This window comes from Paraburkholderia sp. BR13444 (genome assembly GCF_040948755.1).
Classification (GTDB): Bacteria; Pseudomonadota; Gammaproteobacteria; order Burkholderiales; family Burkholderiaceae; genus Paraburkholderia; species Paraburkholderia youngii.
On sequence record NZ_JBFPKM010000002.1, the window covers coordinates 239,853 to 257,161 of the forward strand.

General features: G+C 66.3%; 16 protein-coding genes. 10 read left to right on the top strand and 6 right to left on the bottom strand.

The window, feature by feature from the left end; translation table 11 throughout:
• Positions 1 to 82 precede the first annotated feature (82 nt).
• The 3 genes from aroC to AB3X95_RS05440 form a co-directional block, all read right to left on the bottom strand.
• Positions 83 to 1,183, bottom strand: a complete 1,101-nt coding sequence (aroC, locus tag AB3X95_RS05430; protein WP_184226598.1) for a chorismate synthase — start codon at positions 1,181 to 1,183, stop codon at positions 83 to 85.
• Between the two features lie 140 nt (positions 1,184 to 1,323).
• Entirely contained in the window at positions 1,324 to 3,261 is a 1,938-nt protein-coding gene (locus tag AB3X95_RS05435) for an MFS transporter (RefSeq protein WP_368620853.1), read from the bottom strand.
• A gap of 189 nt (positions 3,262 to 3,450) precedes the next feature.
• The gene (locus AB3X95_RS05440) at positions 3,451 to 3,918 is read right to left on the bottom strand and encodes a CBS domain-containing protein (RefSeq protein ID WP_368620854.1); all 468 of its coding nucleotides are present in this window, start codon (positions 3,916 to 3,918) and stop codon (positions 3,451 to 3,453) included.
• Positions 3,919 to 4,205: 287 nt separating this feature from the next.
• On the opposite strand from AB3X95_RS05440, the gene AB3X95_RS05445 reads away from it, so the two are divergent.
• The 3 genes from AB3X95_RS05445 to AB3X95_RS05455 all read left to right on the top strand — a co-directional run bounded on the left by AB3X95_RS05445 (position 4,206) and on the right by AB3X95_RS05455 (position 6,796).
• Positions 4,206 to 5,528 (top strand): O-acetylhomoserine aminocarboxypropyltransferase, encoded by a 1,323-nt coding sequence (locus AB3X95_RS05445; protein ID WP_176124020.1) that lies wholly within the window; start codon positions 4,206 to 4,208, stop codon positions 5,526 to 5,528.
• Positions 5,525 to 6,358: an alpha/beta fold hydrolase gene (locus AB3X95_RS05450; RefSeq protein WP_368620855.1), complete on the top strand. Its 834-nt coding sequence runs from the start codon at positions 5,525 to 5,527 to the stop codon at positions 6,356 to 6,358. The genes AB3X95_RS05445 and AB3X95_RS05450 overlap by 4 nt, the downstream gene beginning before the upstream one ends.
• A 117-nt stretch (positions 6,359 to 6,475) precedes the next feature.
• Positions 6,476 to 6,796 carry a DUF962 domain-containing protein gene (locus AB3X95_RS05455; RefSeq protein WP_184226594.1) on the top strand — a complete coding sequence of 107 codons (321 nt, stop codon included), beginning with the start codon at positions 6,476 to 6,478 and terminating at the stop codon, positions 6,794 to 6,796.
• A 34-nt stretch (positions 6,797 to 6,830) separates the two neighbouring features.
• On the opposite strand, the gene AB3X95_RS05460 is transcribed toward AB3X95_RS05455, so the two are convergent.
• Positions 6,831 to 8,141 carry a YihY family inner membrane protein gene (locus AB3X95_RS05460; protein WP_176108069.1) on the bottom strand — a complete coding sequence of 437 codons (1,311 nt, stop codon included), beginning with the start codon at positions 8,139 to 8,141 and terminating at the stop codon, positions 6,831 to 6,833.
• Between the two features lie 142 nt (positions 8,142 to 8,283).
• Between AB3X95_RS05460 and wrbA the strand changes: the two genes are divergently transcribed.
• The 4 genes from wrbA to AB3X95_RS05480 are packed head-to-tail and all read left to right on the top strand — an operon-like array spanning position 8,284 to position 11,725.
• Positions 8,284 to 8,886 (top strand): NAD(P)H:quinone oxidoreductase, encoded by a 603-nt coding sequence (gene wrbA / locus AB3X95_RS05465; RefSeq protein WP_176124018.1) that lies wholly within the window; start codon positions 8,284 to 8,286, stop codon positions 8,884 to 8,886.
• A gap of 10 nt (positions 8,887 to 8,896) precedes the next feature.
• Positions 8,897 to 9,415 (top strand): DUF2069 domain-containing protein, encoded by a 519-nt coding sequence (locus AB3X95_RS05470; RefSeq protein WP_368620856.1) that lies wholly within the window; start codon positions 8,897 to 8,899, stop codon positions 9,413 to 9,415.
• A 32-nt stretch (positions 9,416 to 9,447) separates the two neighbouring features.
• Positions 9,448 to 10,866, top strand: coding sequence for an FAD-binding oxidoreductase (locus AB3X95_RS05475; RefSeq protein ID WP_368620857.1), 1,419 nt, complete (start codon positions 9,448 to 9,450; stop codon positions 10,864 to 10,866).
• Positions 10,867 to 10,918: 52 nt separating this feature from the next.
• Positions 10,919 to 11,725, top strand: a complete 807-nt coding sequence (locus tag AB3X95_RS05480) for a metallophosphoesterase (RefSeq protein ID WP_176366037.1) — start codon at positions 10,919 to 10,921, stop codon at positions 11,723 to 11,725.
• A gap of 19 nt (positions 11,726 to 11,744) precedes the next feature.
• On the opposite strand, the gene AB3X95_RS05485 is transcribed toward AB3X95_RS05480, so the two are convergent.
• Together AB3X95_RS05485 and AB3X95_RS05490 are read right to left on the bottom strand one after the other, a co-directional pair.
• Positions 11,745 to 11,984: a hypothetical protein gene (locus tag AB3X95_RS05485; protein WP_368621109.1), complete on the bottom strand. Its 240-nt coding sequence runs from the start codon at positions 11,982 to 11,984 to the stop codon at positions 11,745 to 11,747.
• Between the two features lie 112 nt (positions 11,985 to 12,096).
• Entirely contained in the window at positions 12,097 to 13,035 is a 939-nt protein-coding gene (locus tag AB3X95_RS05490; RefSeq protein ID WP_368620858.1) for a LysR family transcriptional regulator, read from the bottom strand.
• Between the two features lie 211 nt (positions 13,036 to 13,246).
• Here AB3X95_RS05490 and AB3X95_RS05495 point away from each other — a divergent pair, with 211 nt between their 5' ends.
• From AB3X95_RS05495 to AB3X95_RS05505, 3 genes are read left to right on the top strand one after another with little or no spacing between them, the layout of a single operon-like run.
• Positions 13,247 to 14,884 (top strand): efflux transporter outer membrane subunit, encoded by a 1,638-nt coding sequence (locus AB3X95_RS05495; protein ID WP_368620859.1) that lies wholly within the window; start codon positions 13,247 to 13,249, stop codon positions 14,882 to 14,884.
• Between the two features lie 8 nt (positions 14,885 to 14,892).
• On the top strand, positions 14,893 to 17,112 hold the full coding sequence (locus AB3X95_RS05500; protein ID WP_368620860.1) for an FUSC family protein: 2,220 nt from the start codon (positions 14,893 to 14,895) through the stop codon (positions 17,110 to 17,112).
• On the top strand, positions 17,102 to 17,302 hold the full coding sequence (locus tag AB3X95_RS05505; RefSeq protein WP_013089944.1) for a DUF1656 domain-containing protein: 201 nt from the start codon (positions 17,102 to 17,104) through the stop codon (positions 17,300 to 17,302). The genes AB3X95_RS05500 and AB3X95_RS05505 overlap by 11 nt, the downstream gene beginning before the upstream one ends.
• The last annotated feature ends 7 nt before the right edge of the window (positions 17,303 to 17,309 follow it).

Genomic DNA, 17,309 nt, shown 5'->3' on the forward strand with positions numbered 1-17,309 from the left:
ATTCTCGCGCGTTTCGTCCGTCCCCTTCCCTATTCATTTTCATGGCGGCTCGTTCGCCGCCAATCTCGGGGCCGCGTCAGCGTTACGGCGCGCTCGCCGCGATCTTCGGCGTGCTCACGGCCACATCGCCGCATTGCGCGCGATGGCGCAGCGCGTGATCGATCAGCACGAGCGCAAGCATCGACTCGGCGATCGGCGTCGCGCGAATGCCGACGCACGGGTCGTGCCGCCCGAAGGTTTCGACGACCACCGGCTGTCCCGCCTTGTCGATCGAACGGCGCGGCGTGCGAATGCTCGAGGTCGGTTTGATCGCGATCGACACCGTGATGTCCTGTCCCGTCGAAATGCCGCCGAGCACCCCGCCCGCGTGATTGCCGACGAAGCCCTCCGGCGTCAGCTCGTCGCCATGCACCGAGCCGCGTTGCGCGACGCTCGCGAAGCCCGCACCGATCTCGACGCCCTTCACCGCGTTGATGCCCATCATCGCGTGCGCGATGTCGGCGTCGAGGCGGTCGAACAGCGGCTCGCCGAGGCCGACCGGCACACCGGAGGCGACCACGTTGATGCGCGCGCCGATCGAATCACCGTCCTTGCGCAGCGCGTCCATATACGCCTCGAGCTGCGGAACGATCTGCGCATTCGGCACGAAGAACGGGTTTTCGCGCACCTGCGACCAATCGACGAACGGCACGTCGATCTCGCCGAGCGCGGCCATATAGCCGCGAATCTCGGTGCCGAACTTCTCGCGCAGCCACTTCTTCGCCACCGCGCCCGCCGCGACCGTGGGCGCCGTCAGCCGTGCCGACGAGCGGCCGCCGCCGCGGTAATCGCGAATGCCGTACTTCTGCCAGTACGTGTAGTCGGCGTGGCCGGGGCGGAACGTCTCGGCGATGTTGCCGTAGTCCTTGCTGCGCTGGTCGGTATTGCGGATCAGCAGCGCGATCGGCGCGCCGGTGGTGTGACCTTCGAACACGCCCGACAGGATCTCGACCTTGTCCTCTTCCTGGCGCTGCGTCACGTGGCGCGACGTGCCCGGCTTGCGGCGATCGAGTTCGAACTGGATATCGGCTTCGTTGAGCGCCATGCCCGGCGGGCAGCCGTCGATCACGCAGCCGATAGCGGGGCCGTGCGATTCGCCGAAGGTCGTGACAGTGAAAAGCGTACCGAGCGTGTTGCCGGACATGAGCGTCGTCCAAAGAAATTCGGGGGAGAACGCTATTATGCCAGCCCGCTCGCCCCGAAGACGGGCATGGCGACAGCGCGGCCGAATGCGGGTGATAGTGGACGAGCTAGCGACCTCGGCATCCGCGCACCGGCCCAAGGCTATCTGCGCGCGCCGCGCAGCTCGGTCACGATCTGCTGCAGTGTTTCCGGCGTCGCGAGTGCCGGGTCGATCGGCTCGCCGACCGCGAGGCTCAGCCGGCTCATCACGCCTTTTCTGAGCGGACGCGGCCAGTGGGCATCGACCGCGCGCGAAAACACGCTGCCCCACAGACCATGCAGCGCCATCGGAATAACCGGCGCCGGCGTGCGTCTGACGATCTCGGCGACGCCGTGGCGAAACGGGTTCAGCTCACCGGTGCGCGTCAGCTTGCCTTCGGGAAAGATGCAGACGAGTTCGCCGTCCGCGAGCGCCCGCGCGCACAGATCGTACGCACGCGCGAGCAGCGCCGCGTCCTGATGCGCGGGCGCGATCGGAATCGCCTTCGCATGGCGGAACAGCCAGCCGACGAACGGCGAGCGGAAGATTTGATGGTCCATCACGAAGCGGATCGGCCGCGGGCTTTCGGCCATGATGACGATCGCATCGACGAAACTGACGTGGTTGCACACGAGCACCGCCGCGCCGCGCTCCGGAATCCGCTCCGCGTGCACGAGCCGGATCCGGTAAAACGTATGCACGAGCAGCCACGCAACGAAGCGCAGCAGAAACTCGGGCACGAGCGAATAGATGTAGCCCGCGACCACCACGTTCAGCAGCGCGGTGACGAGAAAAATTTCCGGAATGCCGAAGCCCGCGGCGGTCAGGCCCATCGCCATCAACGCCGACACGATCATGAACAGCGAGTTGAGGATATTGTTCGCGGCGATGATGCGCGCGCGATGACTCGGCTGACTACGGCTCTGAATCAGCGCATACAGCGGCACGCTGTAGAAGCCGCCAAACATCGCGAGCAGGAACAGATCGGCGAGCACGCGCCAATGCGCGAACCGCGCGAGAAATTCCCCGACGCTGAGCAGATGCCCCGCCGGCGGCAGCGCATGGCTCGCAAAAAAAAGATCGATCGCGAACACGCTCATGCCGATCGAGCCGAGCGGCACGAGGCCGACTTCGATCCGCCGCTTCGACAGCCGTTCGCACAGCAGCGAGCCAATGCCGATGCCGATCGAAAACGTGGCGAGCAGCACGGTCACGACGTCCGGATCGGCGGACAGCACGTCCTTCGCAAAATTGAAAAACGACGCGAGAAACGTCGCGCCGACGAACCACAGCCACGAGATGCCGAGCAGGCTCAGAAACACCGTGCGGTTTTCGTGCGCGAGCTTCAGATTGCGCCACGTTTCGCTGACCGGGTTCCAGTTGATGCGCAAGCCGGGCTGCGGCGCGGGCGTAGCCGGCACGAAGCCGGACACGCCGCGCCCGATCAGCGCGATCGCGATACACGCGCCAGCGAGCACCACCGCGCCATGCTCGGCGAACCCCGCGCCCGCGCCGCCGACGATCGTGCCGACCAGGATCGCGACGAAGGTGCCCATCTCGATCATGCCGTTGCCGCCGACCAATTCGGCCTTCGACAGATGCTGCGGCAGATACGAGTACTTGACCGGCCCGAATACGGTCGAATGCACGCCCATCAGGAACGTGCACAGATACAGCAACGGCGCGCTATGCAGCCAGAAGCCCGCGCCGCCGACCAGCATCACCGCGATCTCGAAAGTCTTGACGAGACGCGTGAGCAACGCCTTGTCGTACTTGTCCGCGATCTGGCCGGAAGTGGCCGAGAACAGCACGAACGGCAGAATGAAAATCGCGGAGATCAGGAACGCCGCGGTTTTCGGATCTACGCCCGAAAAGCGCGCCGCCTGATAGGTGACGAGCGACGTGAAGCCGATCTTGAACACGTTGTCGTTCATCGCGCCGAGAAACTGTGTCCAGAAGAACGGCGCGAAACGGCGCTGGCGGAGCAGGCGGAACTGGGATTCGTGCGCTTCGTGCGCGCGAGCGGCGCGGCGGGCGGCAGGCAACGGACGATCGTTCATGAAGTCAGAACAACGGCGCGGAAAATGGCGATGAAGCGCGCGCAGCGGCGGACAAACGGGCCGGTGCGACGCGCGCTCCAGATCCGGGCACCGGCCCGGACACAAAAAAAGCGCCCGCTTGCGCGCGCGCCCTGTCGGCGGGTTCGCGCTCGCGGCGACGGCCGGAGCGCGACCTTCGAGCCACGCGCATCAACGCGCCGGCTGCTGATCCTGTCCTTCCTGCTCTTCCGGCCAGTCGCGGATATAGGCCTTCAGCATGCGGTTCTCGAACCCCTGCTCCTCGACCACCGCCTTGGCGACGTCGTAAAACGAGATGACGCCCATCAGCGTGCGGCTTTCCATGACCGGCAGATAACGCACGTGATGCTCGAGCATCATGCGGCGCACTTCGTTGACGTCGGTTTCGGGCGTGCAGGTGAGCGGATGGTCGTCCATCACCTTGCGGATCGTCGAAGTACTGACGCTGCCGCCGTTTTCCCTCAAGGTCAGAATGATTTCGCGAAACGTCAGCATGCCGACGAGGTCGCCGTACTCCATCACGACGAGCGAGCCGATGTCGTGCTCGGCCATGGTAATGACGGCGTCATGCAGCGTGGTATCCGGCGTGACCGTAAAAAGGGTGTTGCCCTTGACCTTAAGAATGTCGCTGACTCGCATGATCTATCTCCTCGTACCGCCAATCTTGCAGTGCATTAAATGGTTGTTTCGATCCTATCGGAAAGGCCCATAAAAGGAAAGCGGCCCGCCAGCCAAGGCTCGGCGGGGTTTCGGGGGCTCCAATTCATCTGACTTCCAGATAGCGAGCATGCCCCGCTCCCGGCACGAACCGCACAAATCCGCGGTCCACCCCACGGGAAAACCGCGCTTGAAGCGGCGCGCGCCAATGATAGGATGGCCGGCCTACCCTGATCATTCGCGTGGCCCCTCGCGGCCCGCCGCACACGATGTCCGCCAACCGTTTCGATACGCTTGCGCTGCACGCCGGCGCTGCCCCCGACCCCGCCACCGGCGCGCGCGCGACGCCGATCTACCAGACCACGTCGTTTTCGTTCCGCGACTCGGACCACGCCGCCGCGCTGTTCAACATGGAGCGCGCCGGCCACGTCTATTCGCGCATCTCGAATCCGACCGTCGCCGTGTTCGAAGAGCGCGTCGCCGCGCTCGAAAACGGCGCCGGCGCGATCGGCACCGCGAGCGGCCAGGCCGCGCTGCATCTGGCGATCGCGACGCTGATGGGCGCCGGCTCCCACATCGTCGCGTCGAGCGCGCTGTACGGCGGCTCGCACAATCTGCTGCACTACACGCTGCGGCGCTTCGGTATCGAGACCACCTTCGTGAAGCCCGGCGACCTCGACGCGTGGCGCGCCGCGCTGCGCCCCAACACGCGCCTGCTATTCGGCGAAACGCTCGGCAATCCGGGCCTCGAGGTGCTCGACATCGCCGCGCTCGCGCAGATCGCGCACGCGCACCGCGTGCCGCTGCTGGTCGATTCGACCTTCACGACGCCCTACCTGCTGCGCCCGTTCGAGCACGGCGCCGACTTCGTCTACCACTCGGCGACCAAGTTTCTCGGCGGCCACGGCACGACGATCGGCGGCGTGCTGGTCGACGGCGGCACGTTCGACTTCGAGGCTTCCGGCCTTTTCCCCGAATTCACCGAGCCATACGACGGTTTCCACGGCATGGTGTTCGCCGAGGAAAGCACCGTTGCGCCGTTCCTGCTGCGCGCGCGGCGCGAAGGCTTGCGCGATTTCGGCGCGTGCCTGCATCCGCAGGCCGCGTGGCAACTGCTGCAAGGCATCGAGACGCTGCCGTTGCGCATGGAGCGGCACGTCGCCAACACACGCCGCGTGGTCGAGTTTCTCGCCGCTCATGCGGTGGTCGAATCGGTTGCCTATCCCGAGCTGCCGACGCATCCCGACCACGCGCTCGCGAAGCGGCTGCTACCGCGCGGCGCCGGAGCGGTGTTCAGCTTCAACCTGCGCGGCGACCGCGCGGCCGGGCGCGCCTTCATCGAAGCGCTGACGCTGTTCTCGCACCTCGCGAACGTCGGCGACGCGCGCTCGCTGGTGATCCACCCGGCATCGACGACGCACTTCCGCATGGATGCCGCCGCGCTCGCCGCGGCCGGTATCACCGAAGGCACGATCCGTCTGTCGATCGGGCTCGAAGATCCGGATGACCTGATCGACGATCTCAAGCGCGCGCTGAAGGCCGCGCAAAGAACCGCCGCCACGAACACCCCCGCCCGCCCGGAGTCCCCATGATCGTCACCGTCCAAGGCAAACCGGCCTACGCGTACAGCGGCGGCAAACCCTTCGACGCGGGCCTGCCGACCGCCGTGTTCATCCACGGCGCCGAGCACGATCACAGCGTGTGGGCGCTGCAAAGCCGCTATTTCGCGCATCACGGCTTCGGCGTGCTCGCGCTCGACCTGCCGGGCCACCGGCGCAGCGCCGGCCCCGCGCTCGCCAGCATCGCCGCGCTGGCCGACTGGCTCGCCGCGCTGCTCGATACCGTGGGCGTCACGCGTGCGTTCGTCGCCGGTCACAGCATGGGCTCGCTGATCGCGCTCGACTTCGCCGGCCGCTATCCGCAGCGCGCCACGCATCTTGCGCTGCTCGCGACCGCGCTGCCGATGACGGTCTCCGACGCGCTGCTCGACGCGGCGCTCAATCGCGAGCCCGAGGCGATCGACATGGTCAACCAGTGGTCGCATTCGACGCTCGCCGCGAAGCCCTCGTGCCCCGGCCCCGGCTTCTGGCTGCACGGTATGAACCAGCGGCTGATGGAGCACGTGTCCGCCAGCGGCGAGCCGCATCTGTTCCACACCGACTTCACCGCCTGCCATACCTATGCGGACGGCCTCGCCCGCGCGGCGCAGGTGCGTTGCGCGACGCGCCTGATCGTCGGCCGCCGCGACGCGATGACGCCGCCGCGCGCGGCGAAAGCGCTCGCCGATGCGCTCGCGCAGGCGGGCACGCCGGTCGACACAGTCACGCTCGATGCGGGCCACGCGTTGATGACCGAGCAACCCGACGCGACGCTCGATGCGCTGTACAGCTTCGCGACGCGGGCACCGCACGAAGGGCGCTGAATCACGACGATATCCACGCCGAGCCCGCCGCGCCATCGGCCGAATGGCCAGGTTGCGTTAGGCAGGCGATCGCCGGAGAATGATTGAAGCTGTCTTTTTCAGCCTCCGGAGGCCGCTATGGCTCATACAGCACATACCGATCACTTCGCGAGCTTCGCGGAGTTTTATCCGTACTACCTGAGCGAGCATCGCAACATCACGTCGCGGCGGCTGCATTTCGTCGGCTCGCTCGGAGTCATTGGCTTTCTCGCGATGGCGCTCGCCACCGGCAACTGGGTATGGCTGCCGGCGGCCGTGGTGTGCGGCTATGGCTTCGCGTGGGTCGGCCATTTCTTCTTCGAAAAGAATAAGCCGGCCACCTTCCGTCATCCGCTTTACAGCCTGATGGGCGACTGGGTGATGTTCAAGGACATCTGCGTGGGGAAGATTTCGTTGTAGTTTTACCAACGCGGCTCGAAGTCGAGCCGCCCTGTCACGCCGCCTGGTGCGGCATCGAAGCCGCCGCGCGCTCGTTTCCGGGTCGCGCTGCCCTTGCCGCCGCGCGCGAGGCAAGGAGCGCGGCGAGCGTCACCTTCAGCTGGTCGTTGTCGAGCGCGGCGAGCAGCATACCGCCGTCAACCCGCGTGGAGTCGAGTTCGAGCTGATACGTAAGCTCCGCGCGGTCGATCACGAACAGGTCGTACAGCCGCTGCACGGTCACCTGCGCCGGGTTCGCGAGCAGCACGTAGTGCGGGCCGGTATGGTCCTCCTCCAGCCGCGCGATCCATTCGATCTCCTCGAGACGCTGCAACAGCATCAGCGTCGTATCCTTGTCGCGGCGAAGCATGCGCGCAAGCTCGGGCATCGTGTAGCCACGTCTGCCGCCCTCACGCGCTTCGCACAGCCGCGCGAGCAATTCGAGCGAATCGAACAGATTGCTGCCATAGAACACCGGGCGGTGAAACTGACCGATGCGAATCGCCGGCAACGCCGATGCGATCATCGCTCCGGTCAGCGTGATGAACCAGCAGAGATACATCCACACCAGGAACAGCGGCACCGCGGCGAACGCGCCGTACACCGCCGTATACGTTGGAATACGGCGCACGTAGTAGCCGAAACCGCGCTTGGCGAGCTCGAACGCGACCGCGGCGATCACGCCGCCGACCACCGCGTCGCGCCATTCGACACGGCAGTTCGGCAAATAAACGTAAAGAATCGTGAACGCGAGCATCGTGAACGGCAGCGTGGCGCTGGCGAGCGCCCATTCGATCAGCGGTGTGATGCGCTGCGCGGCGCTAAACGACATCGATTGCGTGAACAGATACGACGAGATGGACAGGCTCACGCCGATCAGGATCGGACCGAGCGTGATGATCGCCCAGTACACGAGGATGCGCTGCGCGACGGGCCGCGCCTTGCGCACGCGCCAGATCACGTTGAACGCGGACTCGACGGTCATCATCGTCATCACCGCGGTGACGAACAGGATGATCATGCCGATCGTGGTCAGCCCTTTGGCCTTCGACGCGAACTGGTTCAGATACTTGAAGATCTGATCGTTCAGTTGCGCGGGCATCAGGTGATCGGCAAGAAAAAACTGCAGCGACGCCTGGAACGAGCTGAAGATCGGAAACGCGGTGAACAGCGCAAACGCGACGGTGGCGAGCGGCACGAGCGCGAGCATCGTGGTGAACGTCAGGCTGCCCGCGACCTGCGGAATCCGGTCCTCGCCGATGCGTTGCGCGGCGAATTGCGCGAGCCGTTTGAGCGTGTCGAGATCGAAACGCACCCTAACCAACAAACCTGCCTCCTTGCTTGCTGAACCGTCAGAACGGGACTGCGGGAACCCCTTGCGGCGTTTGGCCGAACCTCCAGGCCGAACGGCTATGAATGGCCTGTGCAACGGACCGAACCCCTATAATACCCGTTCAATGATGAGGCCTATGAAAGACATTCTCGTGCTTTATTACAGCCGTCACGGCGCCACGCGCGAGCTCGCGCTGGCGATCGCGCACGGCGTCGACAGCGTCCCCGGGATGCAGGCGCGCGTGCGCACCGTACCGGCGGTTTCCACGGTCTGCGAGGCGAGCGAGCCGGACATCCCCGCCGAAGGACCACCATACGTCGAGCTGCGTGACCTCGAAGAATGCGCGGGCCTCGCGCTCGGCTCACCGACCCGCTTCGGCAACATGGCGGCCGCGCTCAAATACTTTCTCGACGGCACCACGCCGCAGTGGCTATCCGGCGCGCTGTCGGGCAAGCCGGCCTGCGTGTTCACGTCGACCGGCAGTCTGCACGGCGGCCAGGAATCCACGCTGCTGTCGATGATGCTGCCACTGCTCCATCACGGCATGCTGATCGTCGGCATTCCGTACACGGAGAGCACGCTGACCACCACGCAAACCGGCGGTACGCCGTACGGCGCGTCGCATTTCGCGCGCGCGGGCACGGCCGGCCAGGGCATCTCCGCCGACGAACGGACGCTGGCCATTGCGCTGGGTGCGCGCGTTGCGCGCACGGCGGCGTCGATGTCCGAACGGCCGTGAGCGCGAAGCCGTGAACGACCCGCATTCGCAACCAACCGAACGCGACGACGCCCGTCGGGACGCCAGCGGCGCGGAATTCGCAAGCACGTCGGCAGCCGCAACCGTTGTACCCGTGCAGCCCAAAGCCGCCGCAGCGCTCGTCGCCGCTTTCACACTGGTCGCGATGATCGTGCTGGCAGTCGCATGGGAATGGTGGCTCGCGCCATTGCGGCCTGGCGGCTCGCTGCTCGTGCTGAAGGCGTTGCCGTTGCTCTCCGCGTTGCCCGGCGTGTGGCGACGTCGGCTCTATACGATGCAATGGGCGTCGATGCTGATCTTGCTGTATTTCGCCGAAGGCGTCGTGCGCGGCTGGAGCGATCATGGCTTGGGCGCGCGGCTCGGCTGGCTGCAAGCGGCGCTCGCCGTGGTCTTCTTCGCCTGCGCGCTCGCGTATGTCGGGCCGTTCAAGCGCGCGGCGAAACGAGCCGCGAAGCAAGCCGCAAAGCAGGCTGCAAAGCAAACCACCGGCGAACCAACCCCGCCCCCCTGACGTCCAAGCCTCAAAACCGTCAACCGATCCACATGAACCACACCGCTTTTCTCGCCGCCTGCTGCGACGCCATTGGCGCGGCTCACGTCCTGACCGATCCGCACGACACCGCTCCCTTTCTGACCGACTGGCGCCGCCGCTACACCGGCGCGGCCTGCGCGGTGCTGTGCCCGGCCACGTCCGCGCAAGCCGCCGCGCTCGTCAGGCTCGCGGTCGAACATCGCGTCGCGCTGGTGCCGCAGGGCGGCAACACCGGCCTCGCAGGCGGCGCGACACCTGACGCCAGCGGCGCGCAGGCGGTCATCAGCCTGCGCCGCCTGAATCGCGTGCGCGACATCGATCCGCACAACAACACGATCACCGTCGAAGCCGGCGTGATCCTCGCCGACGTGCAGAAGCACGCCGAAGCGGCCGGGCGTCTGTTTGCGCTGAGCCTCGCCGCCGAAGGCAGCTGCACGATCGGCGGCAATCTGTCGACCAACGCGGGCGGCACCGGCGTGCTGCGCTATGGCACCACGCGCGAGCTGTGCCTCGGCCTCGAAGTGGTGACGCCGCAAGGCGAACTGTGGGACGGCTTGCGCGGGCTGCGCAAGGACAACACCGGCTACGATCTGCGCGACCTGTTCATCGGCGCGGAAGGCACGCTCGGCCTGATCACCGCGGCGGTGATGAAGCTGCATCCGCAGCCGGCCGCGCGCGTGACCGCGCTCGCCGCGCTCGCATCGCCGCATGCGGCGCTCGATTTTCTCGCGCTCACGCAACGCGTCGCCGGGCCGCTCCTGACCGGCTTCGAACTGATGTCGGATTTCTGCCTCCGCCTCATTGGCCGGCATTTCGAACAGATGCGTTATCCGTTCGCCGAACCGCATGCGCAAATCGTGCTGCTCGAACTGTCGGACAGCGAAAGCGAAGAGCACGCGCGCAGGCTGTTCGAGGGGCTGATGGAAACCGCGCTCGAACAGGGTCTCGTCGAAGACGCCGTGGTCGCGGAAAACCTCGCGCAGTCGCGCGCGTTCTGGAATCTGCGCGAGCACATTCCGCTCGCGCAGGCCGAGGAAGGCCTGAACATCAAGCACGACATCGCGGTGCCGATCTCACGCATCGGCCACTTCATCGAAGCGACCGATGCCGCGATCGCGCAAGCCGCGCCGGGCGCGCGCATGGTCACGTTCGGCCATCTCGGCGACGGCAATCTGCACTACAACGTGCAGGCGCCCGAGGGCGTCGATGCGAAGGCGTTTCTGCGCCAGTACCAGAGCCCGATCAACCGGATCGTCTACGACAGCGTGAATGCGCACCGCGGCAGCATCAGCGCGGAACACGGACTTGGCCAGCTGAAGATCGACGAAGCCGCGCACTACAAACAGGACGTCGAGGTGCGGATGATGCGCGCGATCAAGCAGGCGCTCGATCCGCTCAACCTGATGAATCCGGGCAAGGTGCTACGCTAATGTTTGAAGCCACCGCGATCCGGCGCGGCGGCGTTTCGCAGGAGTCGCGTCCGTGAAGATTCGCGTGCTGTCCGATCTGCATCTGGAAAACGACGAGCCTGAACTGATCCCGCATGCGCAGGCGGATCTGGTCGTGCTGGCGGGCGACATTCACAACCACGCGGCCGGCCCGCGCTGGGCCGCGCAGGCGTTCGACGACACGGTGCCGGTCGTCTACGTACCGGGCAATCACGAGTATTACGACGGCGAGTTCGGCGCGCTGGAGAGCGCGACGCTCGACGCGGCCGCACAAGTCGATAACGTGCACGTGCTGAACAACGCCACGCTCGTCGATAGCCAGGGGCGCTGGCGCGTGCTCGGCACGACGTTGTGGACCGACTTCGCGCTGTACGGCGCGACGCCCGAAGCAATCGAGGAATCGATCGTCGCCGCGCGGCGCGTCATGCTCGATTATCGCGGGCTGATCCAGATGAACTGGCCGCACGACCCGCGCGATGCCGCGCGCGACTTCACGCCGGCCGATTCGCTCGCGCTGCACCAGCATGCGCGCGCGTGGCTCGAAAGCGAGCTGACCAAACCATTCGCCGGCCAAACGATCGTGGTCACGCACCATGCGCCGCATCGGCTGAGTCTCGCCGAGCGCTTTGCCGATGACCGCGTGTCGGCGGGCTTCGTCAATCACCTGCCGGAGCTCGTGCGCGCGCCTGTCGCGTTGTGGATTCACGGCCACACGCATACATCCTTCGATTATGTGGTGGACGGCACGCGTGTGGTGTGCAATCCGCGCGGCTATTTCGACCGGCGCACGCGCGAGTGGGAAAATCCGCTGTTTGCGTGGGACAAAGTCGTCGAGATCTAGCGGGTTCTAGCGGGCCCGCTCACCGCTCTCGCCGCGGCGCAACCTGTGACTCGACTTCGACCGGCACGAGCCGCGGCTGCTGTACACGCATGCGGCGCAGCAAATCGCGCGACGCGGCGACGCCGATCAATCCGAACATGACGGCCAAGCCGATCATCAGGTGCGTATCCATGGATGTGTCGTCCTTCAGTGGTTGCGAGGTGCCGAACGGCGGCGAAATCCAGCGCGTCCGGCCAGAGCGGCGACGCGTGAACGACACGTTAACAAATCGACTGCGCGGCAGAAGTAAAGAAATGTTGCGACGCGGCGCGTGTGTAACAGGCTGTCACGTCGCGCGCCCCTCGAACGTCAACGCTTGACGAGCAGACCGTTCAGGTTCGCGCGAACTGCCGCAATTCTTCCTGATCCGCCGCCAGCGTCGAGGGCAGCTCGTCGCGCAGGAATTCGACCCATGTGCGGATCTTCGCATCGAGATACTGCCGCGACGGATACAGCGCATACAGATTCATCTGCTGCGAAGTGTACTCGGGCAGCAGCCACACCAGTTCACCGCTGCGCAAACCACTGATCGCCGAGTAGATCGGAATCAGCGCGATGCCCATGCCCTGTGCGACAGCCACGACCATCGCCTCGGCCACGTTCACCTGGAACGTCGCCGGGCCGAGCGACACGACTTCCTCGCCGTTCGGGCCGTCGAAGGTCCATTTGTCGGGCGGGTACACCGGCGTCACCATCTGCAGGCAGGTGTGCTGCGCGAGGTCCGCGGGCGTTTGCGGCACGCCGCGCCGCTCGAGATACGCAGGCGACGCGCACGCAATGCTGAACGCGCTGCCAATGCGCTGCGACACGAGCCCCGAGTCCGGCAGGACGGTGGCGAGCGTCAGCGACACGTCGAAGCCTTCGTCGAGCAGATCCGGCATGCGCTGCGCGAGCGTCAGTTCGACATGCACGTCCGGGTAGCGCTGCTGGTAACGGCTCACGGCCGGCACCACGTAGTGCTGGCCGAAGCTCGTCATCGCGTGAACCTTCAGCTTGCCGGACGGGCGCGCGTGCGCGTCGCTCGCCTCGGCCTCCGCCTGATCCACGTACGCGAGGATCTGCTCGCAGCGCTGCAGATAGCGCTCGCCCGCCTCGGTCAGCGCGATGCGGCGCGTGGTCCGGTTCAAAAGCCGCGTGCGCAGATGCGCTTCCAGATCGGAAACCGCGCGCGACGCGTAGGCCGTCGTCGTATTCAGATGTTGCGCGGCGCCCGTGAAGCTGCCCGCTTCGACGACGCGGACGAATACGCGCATGTTTTGAAGCGTGTCCATACCTATCCTCTGTCGACCGGAGTTTGCGCTCTAGCCCTTGCTCCGGTCCCATGCAGCACAGTTGCGAAAAATCGGCAGCGATTGTTACACGATCAGCAATGGCCATTATCTCATGTCCCGTAAAAATGCCTTGCATCTTTACCGGTTATTCCGCAATTGATCGAAAAATATAATTGCGCACAAGGTTCTATAGTCAAATTTGGAGGAAATCGTGCAGTCTCCGGTACACAAAGGGATCGCCGCAGCCTCGGTTCTTACGATCCTATTAACAATCGCCGGATGCGCAAGTACCGGGGGCGTGGCGCCGCAAACGCGCACGATCAATCCTTCATCGCTCGACGCCGGCAACGCGATTCGCGCCGCCAACGCCGATGCGCAGTGGCCCGCCGCCGACTGGTGGCGCGCCTATGACGATCCGCAGCTGAACCGGTGGATCGCGGACGCACAGGCCGGCAATCCGAGTCTCGCGGTCGCCCAGGCGCGCGTGCGCGAGGCGGCGTCGATGGCCGGCGTCGCGCGCGCGGCGCTCGCGCCGCAAGTGAACGGCAGCCTGTCGATCCAGCGCGAACAATGGCCCGACAACGTGTTCTACGGGCCGGGGCCGCTCGCCGGCGAGCAGTCGTGGAACAACACCGGCACCCTCGCCCTCGCCTATCACCTCGACTTCTGGGGCAAGGACAAGAACGCCGCCGAGCGCGCGCTCGACCTCGCACACGCGAGCGCCGCCGACGCGCGTGCCGCGCAGCTCGAACTGCAAGCGAACGTCGTGCGCACCTATATCGAAATGTCGCTGAACTACGCGCTGCTCGATATCGCGAAGGCCACGCTGCAACAACAGCAGCAAATCGTCGACCTCGCGAACCGGCGCCTGAAGGGCGGCATCGGCACGCAGCTCGAAGTGAGCCAGGCCGAAACGCCGATGCCCGAGTACGAGCGCCAGATCGACGCGATCGAGGAAAAGATCGCGCTCGGCCGCAATCAGTTGGCCGCGCTCGCGGGCAAGGGTCCAGGCGCCGGCGACGCGATCCAGCGCCCGACGTTGTCGCTCGCCGCGCCCGCCGGTTTGCCGGCCGCGCTGCCCGCGGATCTGATCGGCCACCGCCCCGACGTGGTCGCGGCGCGCTGGACGGTCGCCGCACAGGCGCGCGGCATCGACGTCGCCAAGGCCGGGTTCTATCCGGACATCAACCTGCTCGCGTCGATCGGCGGCTATGCGGCGATGGGGCCGCTGTTCCAGTTCCTGAAGAGTCCGTCGCATAGCTGGAGCGTGGGCCCCGCGCTGACGCTGCCGATCTTCGACGGCGGCCGGCTGCGCTCGCAGCTCGGCGCCGCGTCGGCGGGCTACGACGAAGCGGTCGAGCGCTACAACCAGTCGATCGTCACCGCGCTGAAGGACATTTCCGACCAGGTGATCCGCATCCGTTCGCTGACCACCCAGGCCGACGACGCCGACCGCTCGGTCGCTGCCGCGCGCAGGAACTACGATCTGTCGCGCGAGGGTTTCCGGCGCGGCTTGACCGACTATCTGAACGTGCTGGTCGCGCAAAACCAGTTGCTGCGTGCGCAGGAAGGCGTCGCCAAGGTGCAGGCCGAGCGTCTTGGCGCGCATGCGTCGCTGATGACGGCGCTCGGCGGCGGTCTCGACGAACCGGCCAACGGTCCGCGGGATAACGAAACGTTGCCGGCGCATGGCAAGGGCAGCAACGAAGGCAGAAGCGGCTCGGCGGATAGCGGCGCGGCGAAGGCGAAGGCGAAAGCGGATGCGAACGCCAACGCCAACGCCAAGACGATCGCAGTCACCACCGCCACCACCGCCTCGCGCGCCCCGAGCGCGCCCGCGTCCGAGTAACAAAGGCCATGTCCTCCTCGCCCTCCCCGTCGACCGCGCGCCCCGCGTCGTTCGCCGCACTCTACGAAGCCGCCGCCCACTGGGCGCGCACCGACGGCCTCGTGTGGATGTATCTGTTCAAATCGCTCGCCGCGTGTTTCCTCGCGCTCGGCATCGCGATGAAACTCGATCTGCCGCAGCCGCGCACCGCGATGACCACCGTGTTCATCGTGATGCAGCCGCAAAGCGGCGCCGTGTTCGCGAAGAGCTTCTACCGGATCTGCGGCACGCTGGTCGGTCTGGTCGTGATGCTCGCGCTGATCGGCCTGTTCGCGCAGCAGCCGGAGCTGTTTCTGATTACGACCGCGATCTGGGTCGGCATCTGCACGGCCGGCGCCGCGCGCAATCGCAACTTCCGTTCGTACGGCTTCGTGCTGGCCGGCTACACGGCCGCGCTGATCGGCATCCCGACCTGGCAGCATCCGGATGGCGCGTTCCTCAGCGCGCTCACGCGGGTCGCCGAAGTCGTGATCGGCATCATCTGCGCGGGCGCGGTGAGCGGCCTCGTGTTTCCGCAGTTCGCCGGCCAGCAGATGCGCAGCACCGTGCGCGCGCGCTTCTCGGCCTTCGTCGAATACGTGTCGGCGTCGCTGGCCGGCCGCAACGACCGCGCGCAGATCGAGGCGACCAATGCGCGCTTCGTCGCCGACATCGTCGGCTTCGAGGCCGCGCGCAGCATGGCGATGTTCGAAGGTCCCGATTCGCGGATGCGCGGCGGACGCCTCGCGCGTCTGAACAGCGAGTTCATGACCGCGTCGACGCGCTTTCACGCGCTGCATCAGCTGATGAACCGTCTGCGCGAGAACGGCACCCACGGCGCGTCGATTGCGATCGACGCGCTCGAGCCGTACTTCAAGGAGATCGCGCCGTTGCTCGCGAAGTCGGGCGAGCCGGTGCTGAGCGCGGTCGACGCCGCGCACGCCGCGGCGCAGCTCGACACCTACAGGAGCGAATTGCCGAAACGCGTGCGCGCGACGCGCGACGAGCTCGAAACGCATCCCGACGCGCCGTTGCTCGATTTCGACACGGGCGCCGAACTGCTGTACCGCTTCATCGACGACCTGCACGCGTACGCGGCGACCTACGCGTCGCTCGCGGTCGACACGCACGCGCGCGAACGCTGGATCGAGCGCTACGAACCGAAAACCAACGCGATCGCGGCCGGCGTCGCGGGCCTGCGCGCGGCCATCGTGATGCTGGTGCTCGGCGCGTTCTGGATCGCGACCGCGTGGCCGAGCGGCTCGACGCTGACGCTGGACGCGGCGGCCGTGTGCGCGCTCGCGTCGTCGTCGCCGAACCCGAAGCGCACCGCGTTCCAGATGGCCGGCGGCACGGTGCTCGCGACGCTGATGGGCATGACCGCGGTGTTCGGCGTGTATCCGCACATCGACGGCTTCGTGATGCTGTGTGTCGCGCTCACGCCGTTCCTGCTGCTCGGCGTGTTTATGACCACGCGTGCGAAGCTCGCGGGCTACGGCGTCGGCTATTGCATCTTCTTCTGCTTCCTCGCCGGCCCCGACAACGTGATTCACTACGACCCGAGCTCGTTCATGAACGACGCGCTCGCGCTGGTGCTGTCGATGCTGGTGGCGTCGATCGCTTTCGCGGTGCTGCTGCCGCCGTCCACGCCGTGGCTGCGCAACCGCCTGCTCGTCGACCTGCGCCGCCAGGTGGTGCTGGCTGGCCGCGGGAGTCTTGCGCGCGTGCGCTCGCGCTTCGAGAGCGGCGCGCGCGATCTGATGTTCCAGATCAACTCGCTGTCGCAGAACGAGCCTGAAACGAAGCGCGACACGCTGCGCTGGCTGTTTTCGGTGTTGGAGGTCGGCAACGCGGTGATCGACCTGCGCCGCGAAATCGCGACGCTGCCCAACGAGCCGCGCCACCACAAGGCGGCACCGTGGCGCGTCGCACTGCGTGCGCTGCGCGATGCGCTCGCGGCGCTGTTCGAGCGGCCGCGGGAACAGCACTTCGCGCGCGCGCTCGCGACGACCGCCGACGCGATCGCGCAAGTACAGCAGTTGATGGCCGGCTTCACGCCATCGCGCGAAGAACGCCATCAACTGCTGCGCATCCTCAGTCAACTGCATTTCATCCGTACCGCGCTGCTCGATCCGCAGTCGCCGCTCGCCTCGGCGATCGGCGCGCGCGCGGACACCTCAGAAGAAGAAGGAGCTCCTCATGCCGCGTGATATCGCCGTGCTCGATGCCTATGTGCCGGCCATTCTGCTGCTGTTCATCGCGGGCGCCGCGCTGACCTGGCTACTCGATCGCGTGATCGCCTATACGGGCCTCTATCGCGTGGTGTGGCATCCCTCCCTGTTCCGGGCGAGCTTGCTCGTGTCCGTGTGCGGCCTTCTAGGCCTCGCCGTTTATCGTTGATCAGAGT

Bases quoted from the DNA above. Each gene is read 5' to 3' on its own strand.
- aroC (WP_184226598.1), bottom strand. From the start codon at position 1,183: ATGTCCGGCAACACGCTCGGTACGCTTTTCACTGTCACGACCTTCGGC.
- AB3X95_RS05435 (WP_368620853.1), bottom strand. From the start codon at position 3,261: ATGAACGATCGTCCGTTGCCTGCCGCCCGCCGCGCCGCTCGCGCGCAC.
- AB3X95_RS05440 (WP_368620854.1), bottom strand. From the start codon at position 3,918: ATGCGAGTCAGCGACATTCTTAAGGTCAAGGGCAACACCCTTTTTACG.
- AB3X95_RS05445 (WP_176124020.1), top strand. From the start codon at position 4,206: ATGTCCGCCAACCGTTTCGATACGCTTGCGCTGCACGCCGGCGCTGCC.
- AB3X95_RS05450 (WP_368620855.1), top strand. From the start codon at position 5,525: ATGATCGTCACCGTCCAAGGCAAACCGGCCTACGCGTACAGCGGCGGC.
- AB3X95_RS05455 (WP_184226594.1), top strand. From the start codon at position 6,476: ATGGCTCATACAGCACATACCGATCACTTCGCGAGCTTCGCGGAGTTT.
- wrbA (WP_176124018.1), top strand. From the start codon at position 8,284: ATGAAAGACATTCTCGTGCTTTATTACAGCCGTCACGGCGCCACGCGC.
- AB3X95_RS05475 (WP_368620857.1), top strand. From the start codon at position 9,448: ATGAACCACACCGCTTTTCTCGCCGCCTGCTGCGACGCCATTGGCGCG.
- AB3X95_RS05490 (WP_368620858.1), bottom strand. From the start codon at position 13,035: ATGGACACGCTTCAAAACATGCGCGTATTCGTCCGCGTCGTCGAAGCG.
- AB3X95_RS05500 (WP_368620860.1), top strand. From the start codon at position 14,893: ATGTCCTCCTCGCCCTCCCCGTCGACCGCGCGCCCCGCGTCGTTCGCC.
- AB3X95_RS05505 (WP_013089944.1), top strand. From the start codon at position 17,102: ATGCCGCGTGATATCGCCGTGCTCGATGCCTATGTGCCGGCCATTCTG.